This is a genomic window from Wenyingzhuangia fucanilytica, from assembly GCF_001697185.1.
GTDB classification, from domain to species: Bacteria; Bacteroidota; Bacteroidia; order Flavobacteriales; family Flavobacteriaceae; genus Wenyingzhuangia; species Wenyingzhuangia fucanilytica.
On the sequence record NZ_CP014224.1, the window covers coordinates 703,620 to 725,859 of the forward strand.

17 protein-coding genes are annotated in these 22,240 nt (G+C 30.8%); 14 read left to right on the top strand and 3 right to left on the bottom strand.

The features are described 5' to 3' along the window. The first annotated feature begins 39 nt into the window (after positions 1 to 39). Genes AXE80_RS03080 through AXE80_RS03095 form a run of 4 tightly spaced genes read left to right on the top strand, consistent with a single transcriptional unit; the run spans position 40 to position 2,272 of the window. A complete protein-coding gene (locus AXE80_RS03080) occupies positions 40 to 591 on the top strand; it encodes a 30S ribosomal protein S16 (protein ID WP_068824431.1) in 552 nt (183 codons plus the stop codon). A gap of 19 nt (positions 592 to 610) precedes the next feature. Further along, a complete protein-coding gene (gene rimM / locus AXE80_RS03085; RefSeq protein WP_068824432.1) occupies positions 611 to 1,138 on the top strand; it encodes a ribosome maturation factor RimM in 528 nt (175 codons plus the stop codon). 53 nt (positions 1,139 to 1,191) lie between these two features. Beyond that, complete coding sequence (locus AXE80_RS03090; RefSeq protein WP_068824433.1) at positions 1,192 to 1,887, top strand: tRNA1(Val) (adenine(37)-N6)-methyltransferase; 696 nt, start codon at positions 1,192 to 1,194, stop codon at positions 1,885 to 1,887. A gap of 4 nt (positions 1,888 to 1,891) precedes the next feature. After that, positions 1,892 to 2,272, top strand: coding sequence for a DUF423 domain-containing protein (locus AXE80_RS03095; RefSeq protein WP_068824434.1), 381 nt, complete (start codon positions 1,892 to 1,894; stop codon positions 2,270 to 2,272). Positions 2,273 to 2,292: 20 nt separating this feature from the next. On the opposite strand, the gene AXE80_RS03100 is transcribed toward AXE80_RS03095, so the two are convergent. From AXE80_RS03100 to AXE80_RS03110, 3 genes are read right to left on the bottom strand one after another with little or no spacing between them, the layout of a single operon-like run. Continuing rightward, positions 2,293 to 3,045 (bottom strand): DUF4296 domain-containing protein, encoded by a 753-nt coding sequence (locus tag AXE80_RS03100; protein ID WP_083194508.1) that lies wholly within the window; start codon positions 3,043 to 3,045, stop codon positions 2,293 to 2,295. After that, positions 3,045 to 4,382 (bottom strand): dihydroorotase, encoded by a 1,338-nt coding sequence (locus AXE80_RS03105; protein WP_068824436.1) that lies wholly within the window; start codon positions 4,380 to 4,382, stop codon positions 3,045 to 3,047. The genes AXE80_RS03100 and AXE80_RS03105 overlap by 1 nt, the downstream gene beginning before the upstream one ends. 3 nt (positions 4,383 to 4,385) lie before the next feature. Continuing rightward, complete coding sequence (locus tag AXE80_RS03110; protein WP_068824437.1) at positions 4,386 to 5,108, bottom strand: polyprenol monophosphomannose synthase; 723 nt, start codon at positions 5,106 to 5,108, stop codon at positions 4,386 to 4,388. A 139-nt stretch (positions 5,109 to 5,247) separates the two neighbouring features. Here AXE80_RS03110 and AXE80_RS14575 point away from each other — a divergent pair, with 139 nt between their 5' ends. The 10 genes from AXE80_RS14575 (at position 5,248) to AXE80_RS03160 (ending at position 22,240) form a co-directional block, all read left to right on the top strand. Then, complete coding sequence (locus AXE80_RS14575) at positions 5,248 to 5,847, top strand: DUF4271 domain-containing protein (RefSeq protein WP_169816805.1); 600 nt, start codon at positions 5,248 to 5,250, stop codon at positions 5,845 to 5,847. Between the two features lie 7 nt (positions 5,848 to 5,854). Further along, on the top strand, positions 5,855 to 6,604 hold the full coding sequence (locus AXE80_RS03120; protein WP_068824439.1) for a uroporphyrinogen-III synthase: 750 nt from the start codon (positions 5,855 to 5,857) through the stop codon (positions 6,602 to 6,604). A 68-nt stretch (positions 6,605 to 6,672) separates the two neighbouring features. Beyond that, a complete protein-coding gene (locus AXE80_RS03125; RefSeq protein ID WP_068824440.1) occupies positions 6,673 to 7,254 on the top strand; it encodes a DUF3109 family protein in 582 nt (193 codons plus the stop codon). A gap of 274 nt (positions 7,255 to 7,528) precedes the next feature. Then, positions 7,529 to 8,500, top strand: a complete 972-nt coding sequence (locus tag AXE80_RS03130) for a ribonucleotide-diphosphate reductase subunit beta (protein WP_068824441.1) — start codon at positions 7,529 to 7,531, stop codon at positions 8,498 to 8,500. A 106-nt stretch (positions 8,501 to 8,606) separates the two neighbouring features. After that, positions 8,607 to 10,988, top strand: coding sequence for a ribonucleoside-diphosphate reductase subunit alpha (locus tag AXE80_RS03135; protein ID WP_068824442.1), 2,382 nt, complete (start codon positions 8,607 to 8,609; stop codon positions 10,986 to 10,988). A 147-nt stretch (positions 10,989 to 11,135) separates the two neighbouring features. Then, complete coding sequence (locus tag AXE80_RS03140; protein ID WP_068824443.1) at positions 11,136 to 14,183, top strand: hypothetical protein; 3,048 nt, start codon at positions 11,136 to 11,138, stop codon at positions 14,181 to 14,183. A 152-nt stretch (positions 14,184 to 14,335) separates the two neighbouring features. Continuing rightward, positions 14,336 to 15,712: a histidine--tRNA ligase gene (gene hisS / locus AXE80_RS03145; protein ID WP_068824444.1), complete on the top strand. Its 1,377-nt coding sequence runs from the start codon at positions 14,336 to 14,338 to the stop codon at positions 15,710 to 15,712. Between the two features lie 25 nt (positions 15,713 to 15,737). Further along, entirely contained in the window at positions 15,738 to 16,424 is a 687-nt protein-coding gene (gene folE, locus AXE80_RS03150) for a GTP cyclohydrolase I FolE (RefSeq protein WP_237340625.1), read from the top strand. Between the two features lie 329 nt (positions 16,425 to 16,753). Next, positions 16,754 to 20,923, top strand: coding sequence for a two-component regulator propeller domain-containing protein (locus AXE80_RS03155; RefSeq protein WP_068824445.1), 4,170 nt, complete (start codon positions 16,754 to 16,756; stop codon positions 20,921 to 20,923). A 129-nt stretch (positions 20,924 to 21,052) separates the two neighbouring features. Further along, a complete protein-coding gene (locus AXE80_RS03160) occupies positions 21,053 to 22,240 on the top strand; it encodes a glycoside hydrolase family 88 protein (protein WP_068824446.1) in 1,188 nt (395 codons plus the stop codon).

Below are 22,240 nucleotides of genomic sequence, written 5' to 3' on the forward strand. Positions count from 1 at the left end.
ATTAATAACGTGGGTCGTGAACCTGCACAATTTTAAATTATGTCAGTAAAAATTAGATTACAAAGACACGGTAAAAAAGGAAAACCTTTTTACTATGTAGTAGCAGCAGATGCTCGTGCAAAAAGAGATGGTAAATTCTTAGAAAAATTAGGAAGTTACAATCCAAATGCTAACCCTGCAATCATTGAATTAGATGTTGATGCATCTGTAAAATGGTTAAACAATGGAGCGCAACCAACTGATACTGCTAAAACAATTTTATCTACTAAAGGAGTTTTATTAAAGAAACACTTACAAGGTGGAGTTGCTAAAGGAGCTTTAACAGAAGAGCAAGCAGAAGCTAAATTTAAGGCATGGGTAGAGGCTAAAGAAGCTGCTATTCAAGCTAAAAAAGATGGTTTAACTGCTGAGCAAGCTGCAGAAAAAGCAAAAGTTTTAGAAGCAGAGAAAGCTGTTAACGCTGCTCGTATTGCTGCTGCACAAGAAGCTGAGGCTGCATTATTAGCTGAAGCACAGGCTGCTGAAGCAACTGCAACTGCAACTGAAGGTGAGGCTGCAACTGAAGAAGCTACAGAAGAAACTGCTGAGTAATTTCTATTAAACGATTGATATGCGTAAAGAAGATTGTTTTTATTTAGGCAAAATCGTTAGAAAACATAGCTTTAAAGGGGAGGTGGTTATTAAATTAGACACCGATGAACCTGAACTGTATGAAAACTTGGAATCTGTCTTTGTCGAACACGGCAAAGACTTGATTCCTTTTTTTATTGAAGAAAGATTACTACAAAAAGGAAATCAACTACGTGTGCGTTTTGAAACGGTAGATACTGAACAAGATGCAGATGCTATTATGAATTCTGGAATTTACTTACCACTTTCTTTTTTACCTAAACTAACAGGTAACAAATTTTACTTTCACGAAATCATAGATTTTACTGCTGTGGATGTTGAAAGAGGAGAATTTGGAATTATTAAAGGAGTGAATGATACCACCGCACAACCATTGTTTGAAATTATGAATGATGGAGTGGAGATTTTAATTCCAATGATTGATGAATTTATCAAAGAAATAGACCGTAAAGGAAAACGTGTTGTTTTGCAAACACCTCCTGGGTTGATTGATATGTATTTGTCATAATTACACTTATTTACTAGAAACATTTGTATTTTTAAACTTTCATAAAGTTTTTAATGTTTCGATTCAAACAATTTGCTGTTTCTCAAGAAAAGTCAGCCATGAAAGTGGGGACTGATGGGGTTTTATTAGGGGCTTGGACTCCTGTAGAACAGGTAGGAAGAATCTTAGACATTGGTACAGGTACAGGCTTAATTGCCTTGATGTTGGCTCAAAGAAATCCTGTGGCAAAAATAACTGCAATAGAAATTGAAGAAAACGCTTTTAAAGAAGCTCAAATTAATTTTAAGAATGCTCCATGGGCAAATAGACTAGAGGTTGTTAATAGTAGTCTACAAAGCTTTAAGAGTGATATTCAGTTTGATTTAATTGTATCTAATCCACCATATTATACTGATACCTTTAAAAATGATAATATCGAAAGAGCACTAGCTAGGCACGTTGATAATTTGTCCTTTCAAGATTTGTTGTTTTATACTTCAACATTACTTAGTGAACAAGGGATGTGTACTTTTATCATTCCATTTGCAGAAGAAGATAATTTTATCAACTTAGCTAAAGAACAGGGCTTATATCTTTGTAAAATAACAAGGGTAAGGGGTAGGAAAGATTTGCCTGTAAAAAGAAGTTTACTCTGTTTTACAAAAGAATTTAAAAAAAATATAGAAAACGAACTTGTGGTAGAAATTGATAGACATGTTTATACCCAAGAATATATAAATCTCACACAATCTTTTTATTTAAAAATGTAAGTCTATGAAAAAATATATAGCCATAGCTGCTTTTAGTGGCGCAATAGCGGTAATGTTAGGTGCTTTTGGAGCACATGCCTTAAAAGAAATATTGTCCGAAAGTGAATTAAATAGTTTTGAAACAGGTGTTAGGTATCAAATAATTCACAGCTTGTTATTGTTTGTTGTAATGATGATTCCAATGTTTAAAGAAAAGCAAAAGAAAAGAATTGCTAATATTTTAATATCGGGAATGATAGCTTTTTCTGGGTCTATTTACTTATTGGTTTTAGGAGGTGTACCATCAAAGTATATTTGGTTTATTACTCCGTTGGGAGGACTACTGTTATTGGCTTCTTGGTTAATGATTGGAGTATATGCCTTAAAACAAAAAACTACTTTATAATTAAATAAAGTAGTTTTGGTTTATTGAAATTTTTGTTGTTCAAATTTTTTTCTTTTATCAAGAGTAATGTTTTCTTGTTTCTTTTTAAATTCTTCAATCTTCTTTTCTAACTCTTTTTGATGTCGACTTTTTAAAGTATCTATTTGTTTATTAATAGAGTCATTTTTAGTCAAATTTAACTCTTCAAGTTTTTGATTTATTCTAACAATATATTTCCTCTTTTTTTCTGCTGATGCAATAGAAACAGTGTCTTTTAAATCTTTTTTTAGTTTAGAGATTTCTACACTAAAAAGGTTGTCTTTGTTTTTTTTAATTGAATCAACTTGTTCTTCTAGTTTTTTGGCTTCAGAATTTTTTAAAATAGCGAGTTTTTTTTCGGATATTTTTTCTTGAGCTTTTTCTAGAGAATCAATCTTTTTATCATAAAAGGCATCATTTTCACTTTTCAAAGTTTCAACCTCCTCATCAATATTTTTCTGAACCAATTTTAATATTTCTTCATTCTGACTAATATCAGCAGTATAATATCTTAAACTTTCATTAAAAGCAATAGAGTCTACTCCATTGTTTTTATAAACAAGACTTAGGTAGTTGATGTTTCTATCGTTATTAATGTTTTTAACACTTCTGGCGCTTCTTGCAATATAACTTTCTGTAAGAATTTTTACCATTTTATCCTTAGAGATAAGATTGTCTGGTTTTTTTAGAATGGTATTGCTGTTACAAGCCATTAATATGCTAATGCACAAAGTGTAAAAAATAAATTTCATCATTATCTATTAAATGTAATTCTTTTTCCTTTGATTTCGTCGTTAAATACGCCGTTGTCATAAATAAGGTTTCCGTTTACAAAAGTATGGGTAATGGTGTTGTTAAATTTAGTTCCTTCAAAAGGACTCCATCCACATTTATAAAGTATGTTGTCTTTGTTTACAGTCCATCTTTTTTCTGGATCTACCAATACTAAATCGGCATAATATCCTTCTTTTACAAAACCTCTTTTTTCAATATCAAAAAGTATTGCAGGGTTGTGACACATTTTTTCTACTACTTTTTCTATAGTGATTTTTCCTTGATCAACATAGTTTAGCATAGCAGGTAAAGCGTGTTGTACTAATGGACCACCGCTTGGAGCTTTGGTGTAAATATTTTGTTTTTCTTCTAAAGTATGTGGAGCATGGTCTGTAGCAATTACATCAATTCTATCATCTAACAAAGCTTTCCACAACGCACCCTGATCGTTTTTTGTTTTTACTGCAGGATTCCATTTTATAAAAGTTCCTTTTTTAGCGTAATCATCGCTATTAAAGTTTAGGTGATGAACACAAACTTCGGCGGTAATTTTCTTTTCTTTTAAAGGGATGTCATTTCTAAACAACTCTGTTTCAATAGCTGTAGATAGGTGAAAAATATGAAGTCTAGCTCCTGTTTTTTTAGCCAATTCTATTGCTTTTGATGAAGATAAATAACAAGCCTCTGCACTTCTAATAATTGGGTGCTGTTCAATTGGAATGTCTTCTCCGTACTCCTCTAAAGCTTTTTTCATGTTTGCTTTAATGGTTTCTTCGTCTTCACAGTGAACGGAAATAACCATGTCTGTAGAAGAAAATATTTTTTCTAAAACTTCAGGGTTATCAACCAACATATTTCCGGTAGAAGAACCTAAAAACAATTTAATTCCTGCTACTTTTTTAGGATCTGTTTTTAGCAATTCATCTAAATTATCATTAGTTCCACCAAACATAAATGAATAGTTGGCATATGATGTTTCCGAAGCAATTTTAAATTTATCTTCTAACAACTCTTGTGTGGTTGCTTGCGGCACAGTGTTTGGCATTTCTATAAAAGTAGTAATTCCACCTGCTATGGCTGCTCTACTTTCTGTTGCAATATTTGCTTTATGAGTTAATCCTGGTTCTCTAAAGTGCACTTGATCATCTATAGCTCCAGGCAGTAAGTATTTTCCTTTGGCTTTAATAACCAAAGCACTTTTAGGTACTTTTATATCTTTTGCAATTGTTTTAATGATGTCGTTTTCAATCAATACATCACGTTTAAATACTTTTCCTTCGTTAATAATTTTTGCACCCTTAATTACTGTACAACCCATAATTTATTTTTTTGTCAATCCTTTAAATTTCATTCTTATTACTCCAAAAATAGCTTCACTAATAATAGAGCTATCTAATTTTGAAGTTCCTTTAGTTCTATCGGTAAAAATAATAGAAACTTCTTTTATTTTAAACTTGTGTAGCCATGCTTTAAATTTCATTTCTATTTGGAAAGCATAACCTGTAAATCTTATTTTGCTAAAATCAATAGTTTTTAGCACTTTTCTTCTGTAACAAATAAAACCAGCAGTGGTGTCAAAGACAGGAATTCCTGTAACAAACTTTACATATTTTGATGCAAAGTACGACAACATCAATCTCTTAAAGTCCCAATTGATTACATTTATTTTGTTGTTAATATACCTAGAACCTATTGCTAAATCGTTCCCATCTTGTTCGCAAGCTTGTATTAACCTAGGTAAATCTTTTGGGTTATGAGAAAAATCTGCATCCATTTCTAGAATGTAATCATAATCTTTATTGATAGCCCATTTAAAACCATGTATATAAGCTTTTCCCAAACCACGACTGTTTACTCTAATTTCTAAATACAAATTAGGGTGAACTTTTTGTAAATTTTTAATGATGTCAATGGTACCATCTGTAGAATTATCATCTACTATTAAAATGTGGTAATCAGCATTAACATTAAATACAGCTTTAATGATGGCGTTGATGTTTTCAACTTCATTAAGAGTAGGAATGATGATTAATGCCCGATTCATGCTTATAATTTGTTTTGCCAAATTTACGTTTTTTTATTCCTAATTTTGCAGCAACATTCATTCCATATTTTAAGTAAAACACATGATAGCAGAACTGGTTGAGTATTCATACTATAATAAGTTGAGTTTGGTATTGTTAATGCCTTTAATTATTGTGTTTTTAATGTGTATGGTTGACTTGTTAAGGACAAAGCTTTTGTTTAAAAGTTTGTTTTCAAATCAATATTTTTATAAATATCCACACGATTCTGTAAACACACTTTCGCTCTATCAAGTGTTGGTGTTTTTGTATATGTCAGTTGTTTTAGCTCTTTTTTTAATGTTTTTATTGTGTGATAAAACATATATTTATCAACAATTTTTCGAGGCTTTTAGAAGTGCTTTTTACATTAGTTCTAGCTTTTTTATAGTAAAGTATTTGGTCTCTGAATTTTTGTATCAATTCTCTAATAAAAAACTACATTTTAAACAAATGTTAATACTGGAAACCAGTTATTTAACTGTTGTTTTGTTAGTTGTATTTTTACTTTTATCTTGTGTTTTTTTGCATTTAGATTATTATGATTCATTAAGAAATATCCTTTTAATTATTGCCTTGTTAACTTATTTTATAAGGTTCATTGTTCTGGTTTTAAATAATAAAAACCTACTGTCGGGTAAAGTTTTGCATATTATTTTGTATCTTTGCACGCTAGAAATAGTACCGTTTGTTTATTTATTCAAAAGCTATATAGAGTAAGAAAAAGATGAAAGTAAAAACAATATTAGTATCTCAGCCAGAGCCTAAAACAGATCAACAATCACCCTTTTCAATTTTATCAGAAAAGCAAAAAGTAAAAATTGATTTTAGATCTTTTATTCATGTTGAAGGTTTAACTGTAAGAGAGGTTCGTAATCAAAAAATTGATCTTGGAAAATATTCGGCAATTATACTTACAAGTAGAAATGCAGTAGATCACTTTTTTAGAATTGCTGAGGAAATGCGTTTTAAGGTACCAAATGAATTAAAATATTTCTGTCAGTCAGAAGCTGTAGCTTATTACTTACAAAAATATGTAGTTTACAGAAAACGTAAAATTTATGTTGGAAAAAGAACTTTCCCTGAATTATGTGAATTGATTAAAAAACATAAAACAGAAAAGTTTTTATTACCGTCTTCAGATAAGTTAAAAGATTTAATTCCTGAGTCTTTAGATGCTATGGGGGTTGATTGGACAAGAGCAGACTTGTATAGAACTGTAACAAGTGATTTATCTGACTTAGAAAAAGTAACTTATGATGTTTTGGTGTTCTTTAGTCCATCTGGAATTCAGTCTTTATTTAAGAACTTTCCAGAGTTTAAACAAAACAACACAAGAATTGCTGTATTTGGAAACTCTACAGTAAAAGCAGCTACAGAAGCTGGATTAAAAGTTGATATTTCTGCACCATCTCCAGAAAATCCATCAATGACAAGTGCTTTAGAAAAGTATATTAAAGAAGTAAATAAAAAATAATTTTTTATTTTTGAAGAAAATATAAAGAGCCTATTTTTAATAGGCTCTTTTTTTATATCAAATAACATATGTTTCAAATAGGGAAAACACTAGTGTCCGAAGAAATCATAGAGAGTGATTTTGTGTGTAATATTTCTGCTTGCAAAGGAGAGTGTTGTGTAGCAGGCGAAGCTGGAGCTCCAGTTTTAGATGAGGAAATTAAAAAACTAAACGAAGTTTATCCTAAAATTAAACACTTATTAAGACCAGAGGGAATTGCTGCTATAGAAGAGCAAGGAACTTATACAACCTCTAAATTTGGTGAGCACGAAACTACTTTGGTAAATAATAAAGAGTGTGCTTTTGTGACTTTTGATGATAAAGGAATTACTTCTTGTGGAATAGAACAAGCTTATAATCTAGGCTTGGTAGATTGGAAAAAACCAATTTCATGTCATTTGTATCCGGTAAGGGTTCAAGAGTACGAAGAGTTTTCGGCAGTTAATTATCATCATTGGGAAATTTGTGATGATGCTTGTGCTTTAGGAAAAGAATTGCAAGTGCCAGTTTATAAGTTTTTAAAAAATGCATTGATTTTAAAATTTGGAGAAAATTGGTATATGGAGCTAGAGAAGGTTGCCGAAGAATGGAAAAAACAAAAGAAACTATAACAAGTTTTTTATAAAAAAAGTTAAAAAAAGCCTTTACAAATTCTTTGTTTGTTGGGCTTTTTTTTATTATTAGGATTCGCTTATTTAAAATAATTTTAAATATAAATACTTGTTTTGTAGTGTTTTGTGAAAAGTCAGTGTTTATACTGTATTTTGGCAGATTGTTAAGAACTTTCATCTTTTGTGGATAAGTAGTTCTTTTATTCAAGACTATTTTTTGCAATCTTTGTTAGCACGATAAAATAATACTCAAACTAGAAATTAAATAAAAGATATGTCTCAAGTTGAACCAATTTTACAAGACGACCCAAATAGATTCGTAATTTTTCCTATCCAACACCAAGATATTTGGGAATGGTATAAAAAACAAGAAGCAAGTATTTGGACGGCTGAAGAAATTGACTTACACCAAGATGTTGTCGATTGGGAAAATAAATTAAATGATGATGAACGCTATTTCATTAAACATATTTTAGCATTCTTTGCTGCATCTGACGGAATTGTAAATGAAAATTTGGCCGAAAACTTTGTAAGCGAAGTTCAATATGCAGAAGCAAAATTCTTCTATGGTTTCCAAATCATGATGGAGAATATCCACTCAGAAGTATATTCTTTGTTGATTGATACTTATGTGAAAAACGAAGAGGAAAAAAACAAACTTTTTAAAGCTATAGAGTATTTCCCAGCAATTAAGTTAAAAGCTGATTGGGCTTTAAAATGGATAGAATCAGAATCTTTTGCAGAGCGTTTAATTGCTTTCGCAGCAGTTGAAGGAATTTTCTTCTCAGGTAGTTTCTGTGCTATTTTCTGGATGAAAAAACGTGGATTATTACCTGGATTAACATTTTCTAATGAATTAATTTCTCGTGATGAAGGATTACACTGTGATTTTGCTGTACACTTACACAACAATCATATTGTAAACAAAGTACCTAAAGAGCGCATTAAAGAAATTATTGTTGATGCTTTAGATATCGAAAAAGTATTTATTACAGAATCTTTACCAGTAAGTTTAATTGGAATGAATGCTAAGTTAATGAGTCAGTACTTAGAATTTGTAACAGATAGACTTTTAGTTGAATTTGGATGCGAAAGAGTGTATAATTCTAGCAATCCTTTCGACTTTATGGATATGATATCATTAGAAGGAAAAACAAACTTCTTTGAAAAAAGAGTTTCTGAGTACCAAAAAGCTGGAGTAAAATCTGGAGGAACAGGTGAAATTAGCTTTGATGCTGATTTCTAAAAATAGATAAATAAATTGCTTTTTTTGATATGTTACAATACCATTAAAAATGGTGTTGTTAGGATATTATTCTCTAAAAACTAACTAACTTAAAAGATAAAGGATTATGTACGTAATTAAAAGAGATGGACACAAAGAGTCTGTGATGTTTGATAAAATCACGGCAAGAATTAGAAAGATTTGTTACGGATTAAACCCGTTGGTAGATCCAGTAAAAGTTGCGATGCGTGTGATTGAAGGGTTGTATGATGGAGTAACTACTTCTGAATTAGATAACTTGGCAGCAGAAATTGCAGCAACTTTAACTACTGCTCACCCAGACTACGCTAAGTTAGCAGCTAGAATTTCAGTGTCTAACTTACATAAAAACACAGAAAAATCTTTCTCTGCTACCATGAAAGAATTATACGAGTATGTAAACCCACGTACAGGTTTGGCATCTCCATTACTTTCTGATGAAGTATATAATGTAATTGAAGAAAACTCTGCCTTATTAGATTCTTCAATTGTATATGATAGAGATTTTAATTACGATTATTTCGGTTTTAAAACTTTAGAACGTTCTTATCTTTTAAAAATTAACGGAAAAATTGCAGAGCGTCCACAGCAAATGTTGATGCGTGTAGCTATTGGTATTCATTTAAATGATATCGAAGAAGCTATAGAAACTTATAACTTAATGAGTAAAAAGTTTTTTACACACGCTACACCAACTTTGTTTAACTCTGGTACCCCAAAACCACAAATGTCTTCTTGTTTTTTATTACAAATGCAAGATGATAGTATTGATGGTATTTATGATACATTAAAACAAACAGCAAAAATATCTCAATCAGCAGGAGGTATTGGTTTGTCTATTCACAATATTAGAGCTACAGGTTCTTATATTCGTGGAACAAACGGAACTTCTAACGGAATTATTCCAATGTTAAAAGTTTATAATGATACCGCTCGTTACGTAGATCAAGGAGGAGGGAAACGTAAAGGTTCTTTCGCAATTTATATTGAGCCTTGGCATGCTGATATTTTTGAATTCTTAGATTTAAGAAAAAATACTGGAGCCGAAGAAAAACGTGCAAGAGATTTATTCTTAGCCTTATGGATTTCTGATTTATTCATGAAGCGTGTTGAAGAAAACGGAGAATGGACATTGATGTGTCCTAATGAATGTCCAGGTTTATATGATACCTACGGAGAAGAGTTTGAAGCATTATACACTAAATACGAAGCTGAAGGAAAAGGTCGTAAAACCATTAAAGCTCGTGAATTGTGGGAAAAAGTTTTAGAATCTCAAATTGAGACTGGAAACCCATACATGTTGTATAAAGATGCTGCTAACCGTAAATCTAATCAAAAGAATTTAGGAGTTATTCGTTCTTCTAACTTGTGTACAGAGATTATGGAATACACAGCAAAAGACGAAGTTGCTGTATGTAACTTAGCTTCTATTGCTATTCCAATGTTTGTAGAAACTAACGATAAAGGAGAAAAATTCTTTAACCACGATAAATTATATAAAGTAGTTAAAAAAGTAACTAGAAACTTAGATACAGTTATTGATAGAAACTACTACCCTGTAAAAGAAGCAGAGAACTCTAACATGAGACACCGTCCAGTAGGATTGGGTATTCAAGGATTAGCTGATGCTTTTATCATGTTAAGAATGCCGTTTACTTCTGATGAAGCAAAACAATTAAACAAAGATATTTTTGAAACCTTATATTTTGCAGCTGTAGAGTCGTCTATGGAAATTGCAACAAAAAAAGGAGCATATTCTACGTTTGAGGGGTCTCCAATGTCACAAGGAGAGTTTCAATACAATATGTGGGGAGTAAAAGATGAAGAATTAAGTGGTCGTTGGAATTGGGCTGAATTAAGAGAGAAAGTTAAAAAGAACGGTGTTCGTAACTCTTTATTGGTTGCTCCAATGCCAACAGCATCAACTTCTCAAATTTTAGGGAATAACGAAGCTTTTGAGCCTTATACATCAAATATCTACACGCGTAGAGTGTTGTCTGGTGAGTTTATTGTTGTTAACAAACACTTATTAGAAGATTTAGTTGAGTTAGGTTTATGGGATAACGCTTTAAAAGAAGAGTTGATGAGAGCAAATGGTTCTATTCAACACATAGAAGGAATTCCTCAAGACTTAAAAGATTTATATAAAACAGTTTGGGAATTGAGTATGAAAGATATTATTGATATGTCTCGTCATAGAGGATATTTTATCGATCAATCTCAATCTTTAAACTTGTTTATGGAAGATGCTAACTATTCTAAGTTAACCTCAATGCATTTCTACGCTTGGAAGTCAGGATTAAAAACAGGAATGTACTATTTAAGAACAAAATCAGCAGTTAATGCAATTAAGTTCACTTTAAATAACGATAAAAAAGAAGAGGATAAACCATTAACCCCAGAAGAGTTTAAGGCTATGGTTTTACAATCTAGAGAAAATCCAGATGATTGTGAAATGTGTGGATCTTAAAAAGATAAACCTATTATAAAAAAAGCCGCTTTGAAATTTCAAAGCGGCTTTTTTTATGTTGAAAGGTCAAAACACTCAATTTGGGTTAACATATGTTAGTCTGTTTTTATATAACAAATAATAACTTTAGGTAAAATGCTATGAGAAATGAAAAAGTCAGTTGCTATGGCTGCCTTATTCATTAATATATTTGTTGTATCTGCTCAAGATCTAGGACCGGGAGGTGTTGGGTCTACCGAGGCTATTAGTGATGACTATATGTTATGGATGAGTGCAGAAAAAGAGGTGGTAGAAACTAGTGGAGGACTTGTAATAACAAGTAAAAAAACCACTTGGGGAGATCTTTCTGGTAATGGAAATTCATATGAAGGTGTTGGTGTTAGTATATTGTTTATAGGAAATGTATCTCCGCCTAAATTAATTAACAGTGTGGTTAATCAATTACCCACATTAGAGTTTAGTAATTCTTATCAATATTTAGAAGATACTTCAATATCTGGTCAGTTAGACGATGATTCGCATACCATTATTATGGTTTGGAAAAGTGATGAAACAAATCCAAGTAACGGGAAAAATGTAATTGCTTCAGAAAATTTATTCTCGTTAAACACAAATAACAATCAATTTAGATTAAGTGCCAAAGATGGTGGTAGCACAACTAATTATACTTTTGGGTCTGTAAGTGATTATACTAGTCCTACCATCAGTTTTATCAGTAGAACAAGTGATGATAAACTTAAGGTTTATAAAAATGGAGTATTAGTATCTACTCAAAATATTTCAAATACCAATCATTTTAACTGGACAACAAATTCAAGTATTACTTTAGGTTTAGATATCTCTGGAGATAAAGGTGATGCTTTAGAAAGTAATATGTTTGAAATTATTCACACTTCAGTAGATTTTGACAATGAAATCGTGAATAAAATACTAATAGAGAATTATTTGTCAGCAAAATATAACATTGCCTTAGGACAAAATGATGTGTATAAAGGAGATGACAATGGATACGATTACCAAGTAGCAGGAATTGGACAAGATACCAATGCAAATGCAAACTCATCTGCAAAAGGAACAGGAGTAGTAGCGATAAGTAATCCGAGTGATTTAGATAATGATGAGTATTTAATTTGGGGACAAAATACCATAGAAGATTATTCGTTTGAAGCCATCACAGAAGGAAAAAGATTGAGTAATATTTGGTCCGTTTCTTCAAGAGCACCAAATGGGAGTAGTGTTGTAGATGTTGGTACTGTTACGGTGAGTGTAGATTTATCTGATTTAGATGAAGAAGCAGATAATGGCTCTCAAAAGTTTAGAATGTTAGTGTCTTCAAGTGAAGATTTAACCAATAGTACAGAATATATTGCAACAATTTCTAACGGTGCTGCTACTTTTTCAGAGGTAGTTTTAAGTGATACGGATTATTTTACTTTTGAGTATTCTATTGATAAAGTAACTTCATTTAATGGTTCTGTTTGGTCTTCAAAAACGCCTGATAACACAACAACTTATTATGATGTTATCATAGAAAGTGGAACAGTAAATCTAGGAACAGGGGAGTTTAAAATGAAATCATTAGTGTTGCAAAACAGTAGTAATTTAATATTTGAAGAAAATGCCACTGTGATTATTGATGAAGAAATTACTCTAAATAGTAGTGCGGCTTTGTATTTAGAAGATGGTGCTCAGCTAATACAAAACAACACAGGAACAAACACCAATACAGGAACAAATTTTTATATTCCATTTACCACCCCAGTTAAAGACAGTTATTCCTTTAGTTACATTAGTTCTCCGGTGAGTAATAACAACTCAACATATTCTTTTGCAGATCATTTTAAAGATGGACGTGTAGGAAGTGATATTGTAAACAACGAAACTTCTTTTGTGTATTATAATAATGATTCTGATGGAGCACAGACCGGTGCCATCACTGCATTAAGTACACATTGGATGTACACTTATTTTAATAGTGAAAATTGGGTGTTAAAAAGAAGTACAGGTGCTGTGCCTATAGGTCAAGGATTAACAATTAAAGAGCCAGGAACTACAGCACAAAGATATTATGCAAAAGGGACTCCTAATAATGGAGATTACTCTTTAGAGGTTGATGAGAATACCATTAGTTTGTTAGGGAATCCTTATCCTAGTGCTTTGGATGCCGATAGGTTTTTAAGTGATAACTCAATAATTAGCACTCTTTATTTTTACGAAGATAAGGCTGGAGTAGAAAGTCATTATCAAAGTGATTATGATGCGGGTTATGGTGTCTATACGGAGTTTGGAGGGGGAATTGCAGCTTCCGTAACAGTTAATGGTATTTCTTTTTTGGGTGAAGCTCCAGAAAAGTATATTCCCGTTGGGCAAGGGTTTATGGCTGATGCTACAGCAGATGGAACAATTGAGTTTAAAAATTCTCAAAGAGCAATTGTTTCTTTAGGAAGCACTTCTAAATTTTTTAAACAACAAAAAAGCTCAAAATTAATAAACTCTAAAAGTAGCAAGACCGTAAGTGCTTTAGAAAACAATTTATTACCCTCTTTAAGAATTGGTTTTCAGTTTCCATTAGCAAATGGAAAAGAATACCATAGGCAATTAGGAGTTAATTTTAAATCAGGAAATAGTATTGAAACTTTTGATACTGGATATGATGCTATTTTATTTGATGAAAAACCAACGGATGCTTATATCATCAATAAAACAGAAGAAAAATTTGTAATGGCTGGGGTATCTCAAATCACCGAAGAAACAGAAGTGCCAATTTATGTTGTGGTAGATCAGACTAAAGAAGTTTCTTTTATGATAGATAAAATTGAAAATCTTAATAAAGAAGTTTATTTATATGATAAGGAATTGGAGATAAAAGAAAGTTTAAATGATGGCGATATTGTTAGGAAAAATTTATCAGCAGGAACATATTCTGATAGGTTTTCATTAGTTTTTAAAGAAGATGCATCGTTAGCGGTTTCTAATATTGATAAAGGAAAGTTAGAAATTATCATTCATAAAAATCAATTAATTGTTGCCTCAGAAGCATATAGTATTAATGCATTGAGTTTGATAAATATAAAAGGAAGTACAGTGTCAACATCAAATAACAATATGTTAAACTATACAAATTCGCTAACAGGAATTTTTGTTTTAAAAATTAAGACAGATCAAGGGATTGCGGTTAAAAAAATATTTCTGTAAGAGATATGTTATATAAATATTGAAAAAGATTAATCAGAATAAGGTTGATCTTTTTTTGTTTTTATGCAAAGGAATTTAAATCGCTTCTAAATTCATGATAGATTAGCTTTTAGTTTATTTATATTTGTGCTTTCAAAAAAACAAGGCATTTGATGGCACAAAAACCAAGTATTCCTAAAGGGACTAGAGATTTTTCTCCTGTTGAAGTGGCAAAAAGAGATTATATTTTTGCAACAATTAAGTCTGTTTTCCAAAATTTTGGATTTCAATCTATAGAAACACCTTCTTTTGAAAACCTACAAACTTTAATGGGTAAGTATGGTGAGGAAGGAGATAGGTTAATTTTTAAGATATTAAACTCTGGAGATTATTTAAAGAAAGCGGATGCTACTTTATTAGCCAATAAAGAGAGTCAAAAATTAACAAGTGCCATTAGTGAAAAAGCTTTGCGTTACGATTTAACTGTGCCTTTTGCGCGTTACGTAGTGCAGCATCAAAATGAAATTGAGTTTCCGTTTAAGAGATATCAAATTCAGCCAGTTTGGAGAGCCGATCGCCCTCAAAAAGGACGTTTTAGAGAATTTTATCAATGTGATGCCGATGTTGTAGGAAGTGATTCTTTATGGCAAGAGGTAGATTTTGTTCAGTTATACGATACTGTTTTTACCAAACTAGGTTTAAATGGGGTGACTATTAAAATGAACAACAGAAAAATTTTATCAGGAATTGCAGAGATTATCGATGCAAGTGATAAATTAATTGATTTTACTGTTGCTTTAGATAAGTTAGATAAAATTGGAAAAGAAGGGGTGACTAAAGAAATGCTTGAAAAAGGAATTTCTGAAGCAGCCATAGAAAAAGTTGCTCCCTTGTTTGATTTTACGGGTACCAATCAACAAAAGTTAAATCAATTAGCAACTATGTTGGCTAGTTCTGCAGAAGGAACTAAAGGGGTAGAAGAATTAAGCTTTATCATAGATACCATAGAAACAATAGGATTACAATCAGCAAACTTAACTTTAGATGTTACTTTAGCTCGTGGCTTAAACTATTACACAGGAGCTATTTTTGAAGTTGCTGCACCAGAAGGTGTAAAAATGGGATCTATTGGAGGTGGTGGTCGTTACGATGACTTAACAGGAATCTTTGGATTAAAAGACATGAGTGGTGTTGGAATTTCTTTTGGATTAGATAGAATCTATTTGGTTTTAGAGGAGTTAGAGTTGTTTAAAGAAGTAGCATTACCTAGGCCAGATGTTTTATTTATCAACTTTGGTAATGAAGAAGCACTTTATGCGACCAAAGCTATTGCGAAGCTAAGAGCAGAAGGAGTAAAATCTGAATTGTATCCTAGTGATGCAAAAATGAAAAAACAAATGATGTATGCCAACAAAAGAAACATTCCGTATGTGGTGTTGGTAGGATCAAAAGAAATAGAAGAGGGTACTTATACCTTAAAAAATATGAGTACAGGTGAACAATCAGTGTGTAAATTAAATGAATTGCTAGAAGTCATAATTAATTCGTAAATTTGCACCCTATAATTTTATAAATATGTCCCAAGAAATTGACATAATGAACTACGAAGAGATTGATGATATAGGAGATAACCACATCGGAGATGTGACAAAAACTCCAATGCGAGCAGACGCGTTTGAATTATCTGATGCTGAAAAGATTGAGAAAATTCAAGCAAACGTTAAAGAAATCATGGAAACCTTAGGGTTAGATTTAACAGACGACAGTTTGCAAGGAACCCCAAGACGTGTGGCTAAGGCTTATGTTAAGGAGTTGTTTGGTGGTTTAAATCCAGAAAATAGACCAAAGTTATCTACATTTAATAATAGTTACCAATATGGAGAAATGTTGGTAGAAAAAAACATAGTGGTTTACTCTACTTGTGAACATCACTTGTTACCTATTATTGGTAGAGCACATGTTGCTTATATTTCTAAAGGTACTGTGGTAGGTTTGTCTAAAATGAATCGTATTGTAGATCATTATGCAAAAAGACCTCAGGTACAAGAGCGTTTAACTCGTCAAATTGTAAAAGCTTTACAAGAAGCTTTAGGAACAGATGATGTTGCTTGTATTATAGATGCAAAACATTTATGTGTAAATTCTAGAGGAGTAAAAGATATTGAAAGTTCAACTGTAACTGCTGAGTTTGGTGGAGCTTTTAAAAATGTTGATAAACAAAAAGAATTTAGAGATTATATCAAACTAGAAACTAAGTTTTAGTAATAATATAAAAGAAAGAATGAAGATTGAAAATAAGGTTTTGTAAAAAATATCACCTCATAAAAATCTAAATTACTTTGTCACTTAATTTAAGACCTTTGAATCGTATGATTTAAAGGTCTTTTTTTTGACAAATAACAAAAAAATGAAATTAGGTTTGTTTATTCTCTAGTTTAAAATGTTAGCTTTCTTGATAGTTTTATATATTAGCTAATGAAACCTATTTATTAAAGTTTTACTATTTTATTTAATGCAAAAAATAACACTAGATCTAAAATTAACTCCTGTTTTAATTTAGTATTTTTGCAAAATTCATAAAAAAAAGTTAAATGAATAAGAATATATATTTTATTGTTTTTTGCTTTTGCTATCATATTGTTTTTGGCCAGTTTACCAACTTAAAAATTGAGAATTTAAGTACAGAAGAAGGACTTTCTAGTAGTACTTGTTTAGAACTTTTTCAAGACAGTGATGGATTTTTATGGTTTGGAACTATTGATGGTTTAAATAAATATAATGGTTATGAATTTGAGATATTCCGTCCAATTTTAAATGATTCTACTTCTATTAGTAACAATAGAATAAATGTTATAAAAGAAGATGTTGATGGAAATTTATGGATTGGTACCAATAATGGTCTAAATTTTCTTAATAAAAACACTAAAGTATTTACACGTGTTAAATTATACGAGAAATCTTTAAAAACTGTTACCACAACAGAGGTCATTAATACATTGTTTTACGATCATCTTACCAATCAGCTTTGGGTAGGTACTAATAATGGTTTGGTGAAAATTACATTTAATGATGGTGTTGTAGATTTAAACGATTTAAATATTAAGCATTATAAATATATTGTTAACAATGAAAAAACTATTGACAATAATAATGTATATGAAATTAGAAAAGATAATGAAGATTTTATTTGGGTAGAAACCAATGGTGAACATTTAAACAAATACAATCCTAATGCAGATTTTTTCGAAAGAGTTGAAATAAATACCAAAGCTCAATATGAATTAAATCACTTACCTAAACGATTTTTTATAGATGCTGATAATGATTTTTGGATAGGTAATGATGTGTCTAAAATTATTTTTTGGGATAAAGAAGAGAATACTTTTAATGAAATTTCACTATCTGATAAAAGTGTCCCTTTTTATGATTTTTACCAAGATAAATCTGGATTAATATGGATTCCTACTGATGGTGATGGGATTTATTTATATAATAAGTCAACAAAAAAAGCACAGCATATCGTACATGATAATTCAGATCCTTTTTCATTACCCAATAATCAAATATGTAAAGTACTAGAGGATAAAGATGGAGTATTTTGGTTGGCTACCTATAATGCTGGTGTTTGTAAGTTAGACCTTAAAAAGTCAAGTTTTGGACATTATTATTATCAAGAAGGAAGAAAAGATTGGTTGAATGAAAAAATTGTTCAATCTGTTTTACAAGATTCAAAAGAAAGAATATGGATTAGTGCGTACAATGGAGGTTTAAATTTATTTGATGATAAAAACAGAACTTTTAAATCTTTTAGGTACGATGCAAAAAATAAAAACACATTAAGTTCTAATAAGATCCTTTATACTTTTGAAGGGAGTAATGGTGAAATATGGGTTTGTACTTTAGATGGTGGGGTTAGTAAATTTAATCCAGAAACATTAAAGGCGAAAAGATATTTACACGATGAATTAAACGCATTAAGTGTTGGTCAAAATTCTGTTTGGACTGGTGTTGAAGATGATGATAAAAGAGTTTGGTTTGGATTAAGAGATCAAGGTTTAGATTTATTTGATCTTGAAAGTGAAAAATTTTATCATTTTAAAATAGGAGAAAGTAATCAAGAAGGTTTGTTGAGTAACTTTGTTTTTTCTTTAAAAGTAGACTCCAAAAAAAGACTTTTAATAGGTACTTCCTTAGGTTTAAACTATGTAAATCTAGAAGATATAAAAGAACATGTTCCTGAGCAGTTAGTGTTTAATGAAGTTGATATTCACGGTATTTCAGGGAATAGAATAAATTACATTACCGAAGATTATTTAAATAACATTTGGTTAGGTACAGATAATGGAGTGTTTAAATTAGATTCAAATTTAAACTTGGTAAAATCATATTTTTCTAAAGATGGATTACCAAATAATTTAATTACTGGACTTGTAGAAGATTTAGATCATAATTTTTGGATTACTACCAGAAGTGGTTTGTCTTTTTTAAACCCTCGAACTCATCAAATAAAAACTTTTAATACGCATGATGGTATTCAAGGTATGGAGTACCAAAGTAAATCTGTAGATCTTACTAAAGATGGACGAGTAATTCTTGGAGGAATTAATGGGTTTAATATTTTTAACCCAAAAGATATTTCTTTTAGCGCAAAGGTAGAGTTGCATCCAAAAATTCTAGGGTTAAAAATTAATAACAAGGAGGTTAATCAAGGAGATGTCATCAATAGTAGTTATAAGTTATCAAAATCAATCCCTGAGACTAAAAAAATTAGTTTAAAATACGATCAAAGTAATTTGTCCTTTAATTTTATCGCCCTTTATTTTCAAAATCAAGAGCAAGTAAAGTATGCTTATATAATGGAGGGATTAGATAAAGATTATATCAATTCTGGTACAAATAGAATTGTAAACTACTCTAATTTACAGCCAGGATCTTATACTTTTAAAGTTAAAGCATCATCAGATGGTAATTGGGATGCAGCTCCGGTAACTTTTATGGAGATTAAAGTAAATTTTCCACCATGGAAAACACTTACAGCATATACCATCTATCTTTTAATAGCATTTATATTACTATGGTATTTACAGAACTATTATACCAATAGAGTTAATAGTCAAAAAGAAAGAGAGTTCGATCAATTAAAGTTAGAGTTCTTTATAAATGTTTCTCATGAGTTTAGAACACCGTTAACATTAATATTAAATCCTTTAGATAAATTAATTGCAGGATACAATGATCCACAAGTAGTTAAGAGCTCGGCACAATCTATACAACGAAGTGCAAGAAGATTACTGTATTTGGTAAATCAACTTTTAGACTATCGTAAGATGGAGGTTGGAATGTCTCCTTTACAATTACAAAAAGGAGATATAGTTAAGTTTAGTAATGATATTTATGCACTGTTTAAAGATATAGCTGCTAAGAAAAATATAGAATATACTTTTAAATCAAGTTCTCCTGAGTTGATTTCACTTTTTGATTTCGATAAAATTGAAAAGATCTTAACCAATTTAATTTCTAATGCAATCAAATTTACCAATGCCGAAGGTGAAATAAAAGTGTCTATCGCTAAAGTGGTTGATAAAAAGAATGGTAAAGATGATGATAAATCAACCAAAAAAGGACTTGTTAATTATATTCAAATAGAAGTAGAGGATACAGGAATAGGTTTAGATAAAGAACAGCTTAAAAAAATATTCTCTCGTTTTTATAATGTAGATGTTTATAAAACAGGAACAGGAATTGGGCTAAACTTTACCAAAGGATTGGTAGAAATACATGGTGGAGAAATTTTTGTAGAAAGTCAATTTAACAAAGGAAGTAAGTTTACAGTAAGAATTCCGTTAAATACAAATGCAGAATCTAGTGTTGTAAAACCTGTAAAAGATGAGTTCTTAATCAACTCAATGAAATCGGTAGAATATGACATGTTGATTTCAGATGAAGGAGATGTAATTATTCACGAAGAAAAAGCTCCTGCAAGTGGAGATTTACCAAAAGTGTTAATTGTAGAAGATAATAAAGAACTAAGGCTACATTTAAAAAACGAATTATATGCTGCTTACGATGTTTTTGAAGCTCCAAACGGAGAAGAAGGTCTAAAAATGGTTTTAAAACATTATCCTGATATTGTTATTAGTGATGTAATGATGCCAAAAATGGATGGTTTTGAATTGTGTAAAAAGATAAAATCAGAGTTTGAAACTTGTCATATTCCTGTAATACTACTAACTGCAAGAGCCTTAGAAAAAGATAGAATTGAAGGGTATAATACTGGTGCTGATGGGTATTTAGGAAAACCATTTAATATAAATGTTTTAAAGGCAAGGGTTAATAACTTATTAGAGGCTAAAAGAATTATCAGAGAAAAGTTCTCAAAATTAGGAGCGGTAATCACTCCAAACGAGGTTACTAGTAATTCTATAGATGAGGCATTTTTAGAAAAAACAACCAAAATTATTTTAGATAATATTAGTGATACTGATTTTAAATTAGAACACTTATTAAAAGAAATAGGAATTGGTAGGTCTCAGTTTTATAGAAAAATACAATCAATTACAGGTCAAAACCCTAGTAATTTTATTCGTACCATTCGATTAAAATACGCTTCAGAACTTTTGTTAAAAGAGATGTATACCATTAAAGAAGTGACTCATATGGCTGGGTTTAATTCAGCAGCATATTTCGGAAAAACATTCCGTGAATTGTATAATATGACACCTAGTGAGTATGTAGAAGCGAATAAAAACGAAAACACATAAGTTATTTGACTCTCATGTGTTTAAAGTTTAAATGGGCTTTATTTTAGGAGTATTGATTCATGTTTTATATTTATAAAAGCATAGTATTTTTATTATTGTATTATTGGAATAATAAAAATACTATGCTTTATGAAAATCTTCAAAATTACTTTTTTATGCGGTTTGATTTCGGTTTTCCTATCTGGATGTAGTGCAGGAAAACAAAAAACAACCAAAACAGACGTTAAAGTTACACTAGATAAGAACGCTGTTAAAATAAAAGAATCTCTAAAATCTTTAAAGGTCGCCAATGGCTTTCCAAGAAATATTCCTAATGGACAAAACAATTGGAAATTAGTAGGTGTTAAAGATTGGTGTAGTGGTTTTTGGCCTGGAGTTTTGTGGTATGATTATGAATATACGCAAGATGAGGAAATTAGAAAAGCTGCCGAAGAGTTTACAGAGCCAATAAAAACTATTGCATATAGCCCAGCAGATGATCACGATATAGGGTTTCAAGTGTATTGTAGTTTTGGAAATGGGTATAGATTAACAGGAAATCCAGCATACAAAAAAATAATGTTAGCTGCTGCCGATAATTTGGCTACGCTATACAACCCTAATGTGGGAACTATTCTTTCTTGGCCAAGTAAAAAACAATATCCTCATAACACCATCATTGATAATATGATGAATTTAGAACTGCTTTTTTGGGCAGCTAAAAATGGAGGAAGTAAAGAATTATACAAAATTGCCAATAGTCATGCTGAGGTTACCATGAAACATATTGTTCGTCCTGATAGTGCTACTTATCATTTAGGTTCTTTTGATGATAAAACAGGAGCGTTTATAAAAGGATATACGCATCAAGGATATGCTGATAATTCAATGTGGGCAAGAGGACAAACTTGGGGAATTTATGGTTTTGCCATTGCAAGTAGAGAAACGGGAAGAAAAGATTTTTTAGAGACTTCTATAAAATTGGCAGATCATTTTTTAAATCGTTTGCCAAAAGATGGAATTCCTTTTTGGGATTTTGATGATCCTAAAATTCCAAATGCACCAAAAGATGCTTCTGCTGCAGCCGTTGCAGCTTGCGGAATGTTAGAGTTATCTGCTTTGATAGAAGATAAAAATGTAAAAGAAAAGTATATCAATGCTGCTAAAAATCTGATTGCTATTTTGTCTTCGGATGTTTATTTAAGTAATAATAAAAATAATGCTTTGTTATTACATTCAACAGGTCATCACCCTAAAAATAAGGAGATTGATATACCCATTGTATATGCAGATTATTACTTTATGGAAGCTTTGTTGAGAATAAAAAACCTAAAATAA

What these genes read in the sequence shown, in the direction of transcription:
- AXE80_RS03080 (WP_068824431.1), top strand. Translation starts at nt 40, where the DNA reads ATGTCAGTAAAAATTAGATTACAAAGACACGGTAAAAAAGGAAAACCT.
- rimM (WP_068824432.1), top strand. Translation starts at nt 611, where the DNA reads ATGCGTAAAGAAGATTGTTTTTATTTAGGCAAAATCGTTAGAAAACAT.
- AXE80_RS03090 (WP_068824433.1), top strand. Translation starts at nt 1,192, where the DNA reads ATGTTTCGATTCAAACAATTTGCTGTTTCTCAAGAAAAGTCAGCCATG.
- AXE80_RS03095 (WP_068824434.1), top strand. Translation starts at nt 1,892, where the DNA reads ATGAAAAAATATATAGCCATAGCTGCTTTTAGTGGCGCAATAGCGGTA.
- AXE80_RS03100 (WP_083194508.1), bottom strand. Translation starts at nt 3,045, where the DNA reads ATGATGAAATTTATTTTTTACACTTTGTGCATTAGCATATTAATGGCT.
- AXE80_RS03105 (WP_068824436.1), bottom strand. Translation starts at nt 4,382, where the DNA reads ATGGGTTGTACAGTAATTAAGGGTGCAAAAATTATTAACGAAGGAAAA.
- AXE80_RS03110 (WP_068824437.1), bottom strand. Translation starts at nt 5,108, where the DNA reads ATGAATCGGGCATTAATCATCATTCCTACTCTTAATGAAGTTGAAAAC.
- AXE80_RS14575 (WP_169816805.1), top strand. Translation starts at nt 5,248, where the DNA reads ATGCCTTTAATTATTGTGTTTTTAATGTGTATGGTTGACTTGTTAAGG.
- AXE80_RS03120 (WP_068824439.1), top strand. Translation starts at nt 5,855, where the DNA reads ATGAAAGTAAAAACAATATTAGTATCTCAGCCAGAGCCTAAAACAGAT.
- AXE80_RS03125 (WP_068824440.1), top strand. Translation starts at nt 6,673, where the DNA reads ATGTTTCAAATAGGGAAAACACTAGTGTCCGAAGAAATCATAGAGAGT.
- AXE80_RS03130 (WP_068824441.1), top strand. Translation starts at nt 7,529, where the DNA reads ATGTCTCAAGTTGAACCAATTTTACAAGACGACCCAAATAGATTCGTA.
- AXE80_RS03135 (WP_068824442.1), top strand. Translation starts at nt 8,607, where the DNA reads ATGTACGTAATTAAAAGAGATGGACACAAAGAGTCTGTGATGTTTGAT.
- AXE80_RS03140 (WP_068824443.1), top strand. Translation starts at nt 11,136, where the DNA reads ATGAAAAAGTCAGTTGCTATGGCTGCCTTATTCATTAATATATTTGTT.
- hisS (WP_068824444.1), top strand. Translation starts at nt 14,336, where the DNA reads ATGGCACAAAAACCAAGTATTCCTAAAGGGACTAGAGATTTTTCTCCT.
- folE (WP_237340625.1), top strand. Translation starts at nt 15,738, where the DNA reads ATGTCCCAAGAAATTGACATAATGAACTACGAAGAGATTGATGATATA.
- AXE80_RS03155 (WP_068824445.1), top strand. Translation starts at nt 16,754, where the DNA reads ATGAATAAGAATATATATTTTATTGTTTTTTGCTTTTGCTATCATATT.
- AXE80_RS03160 (WP_068824446.1), top strand. Translation starts at nt 21,053, where the DNA reads ATGAAAATCTTCAAAATTACTTTTTTATGCGGTTTGATTTCGGTTTTC.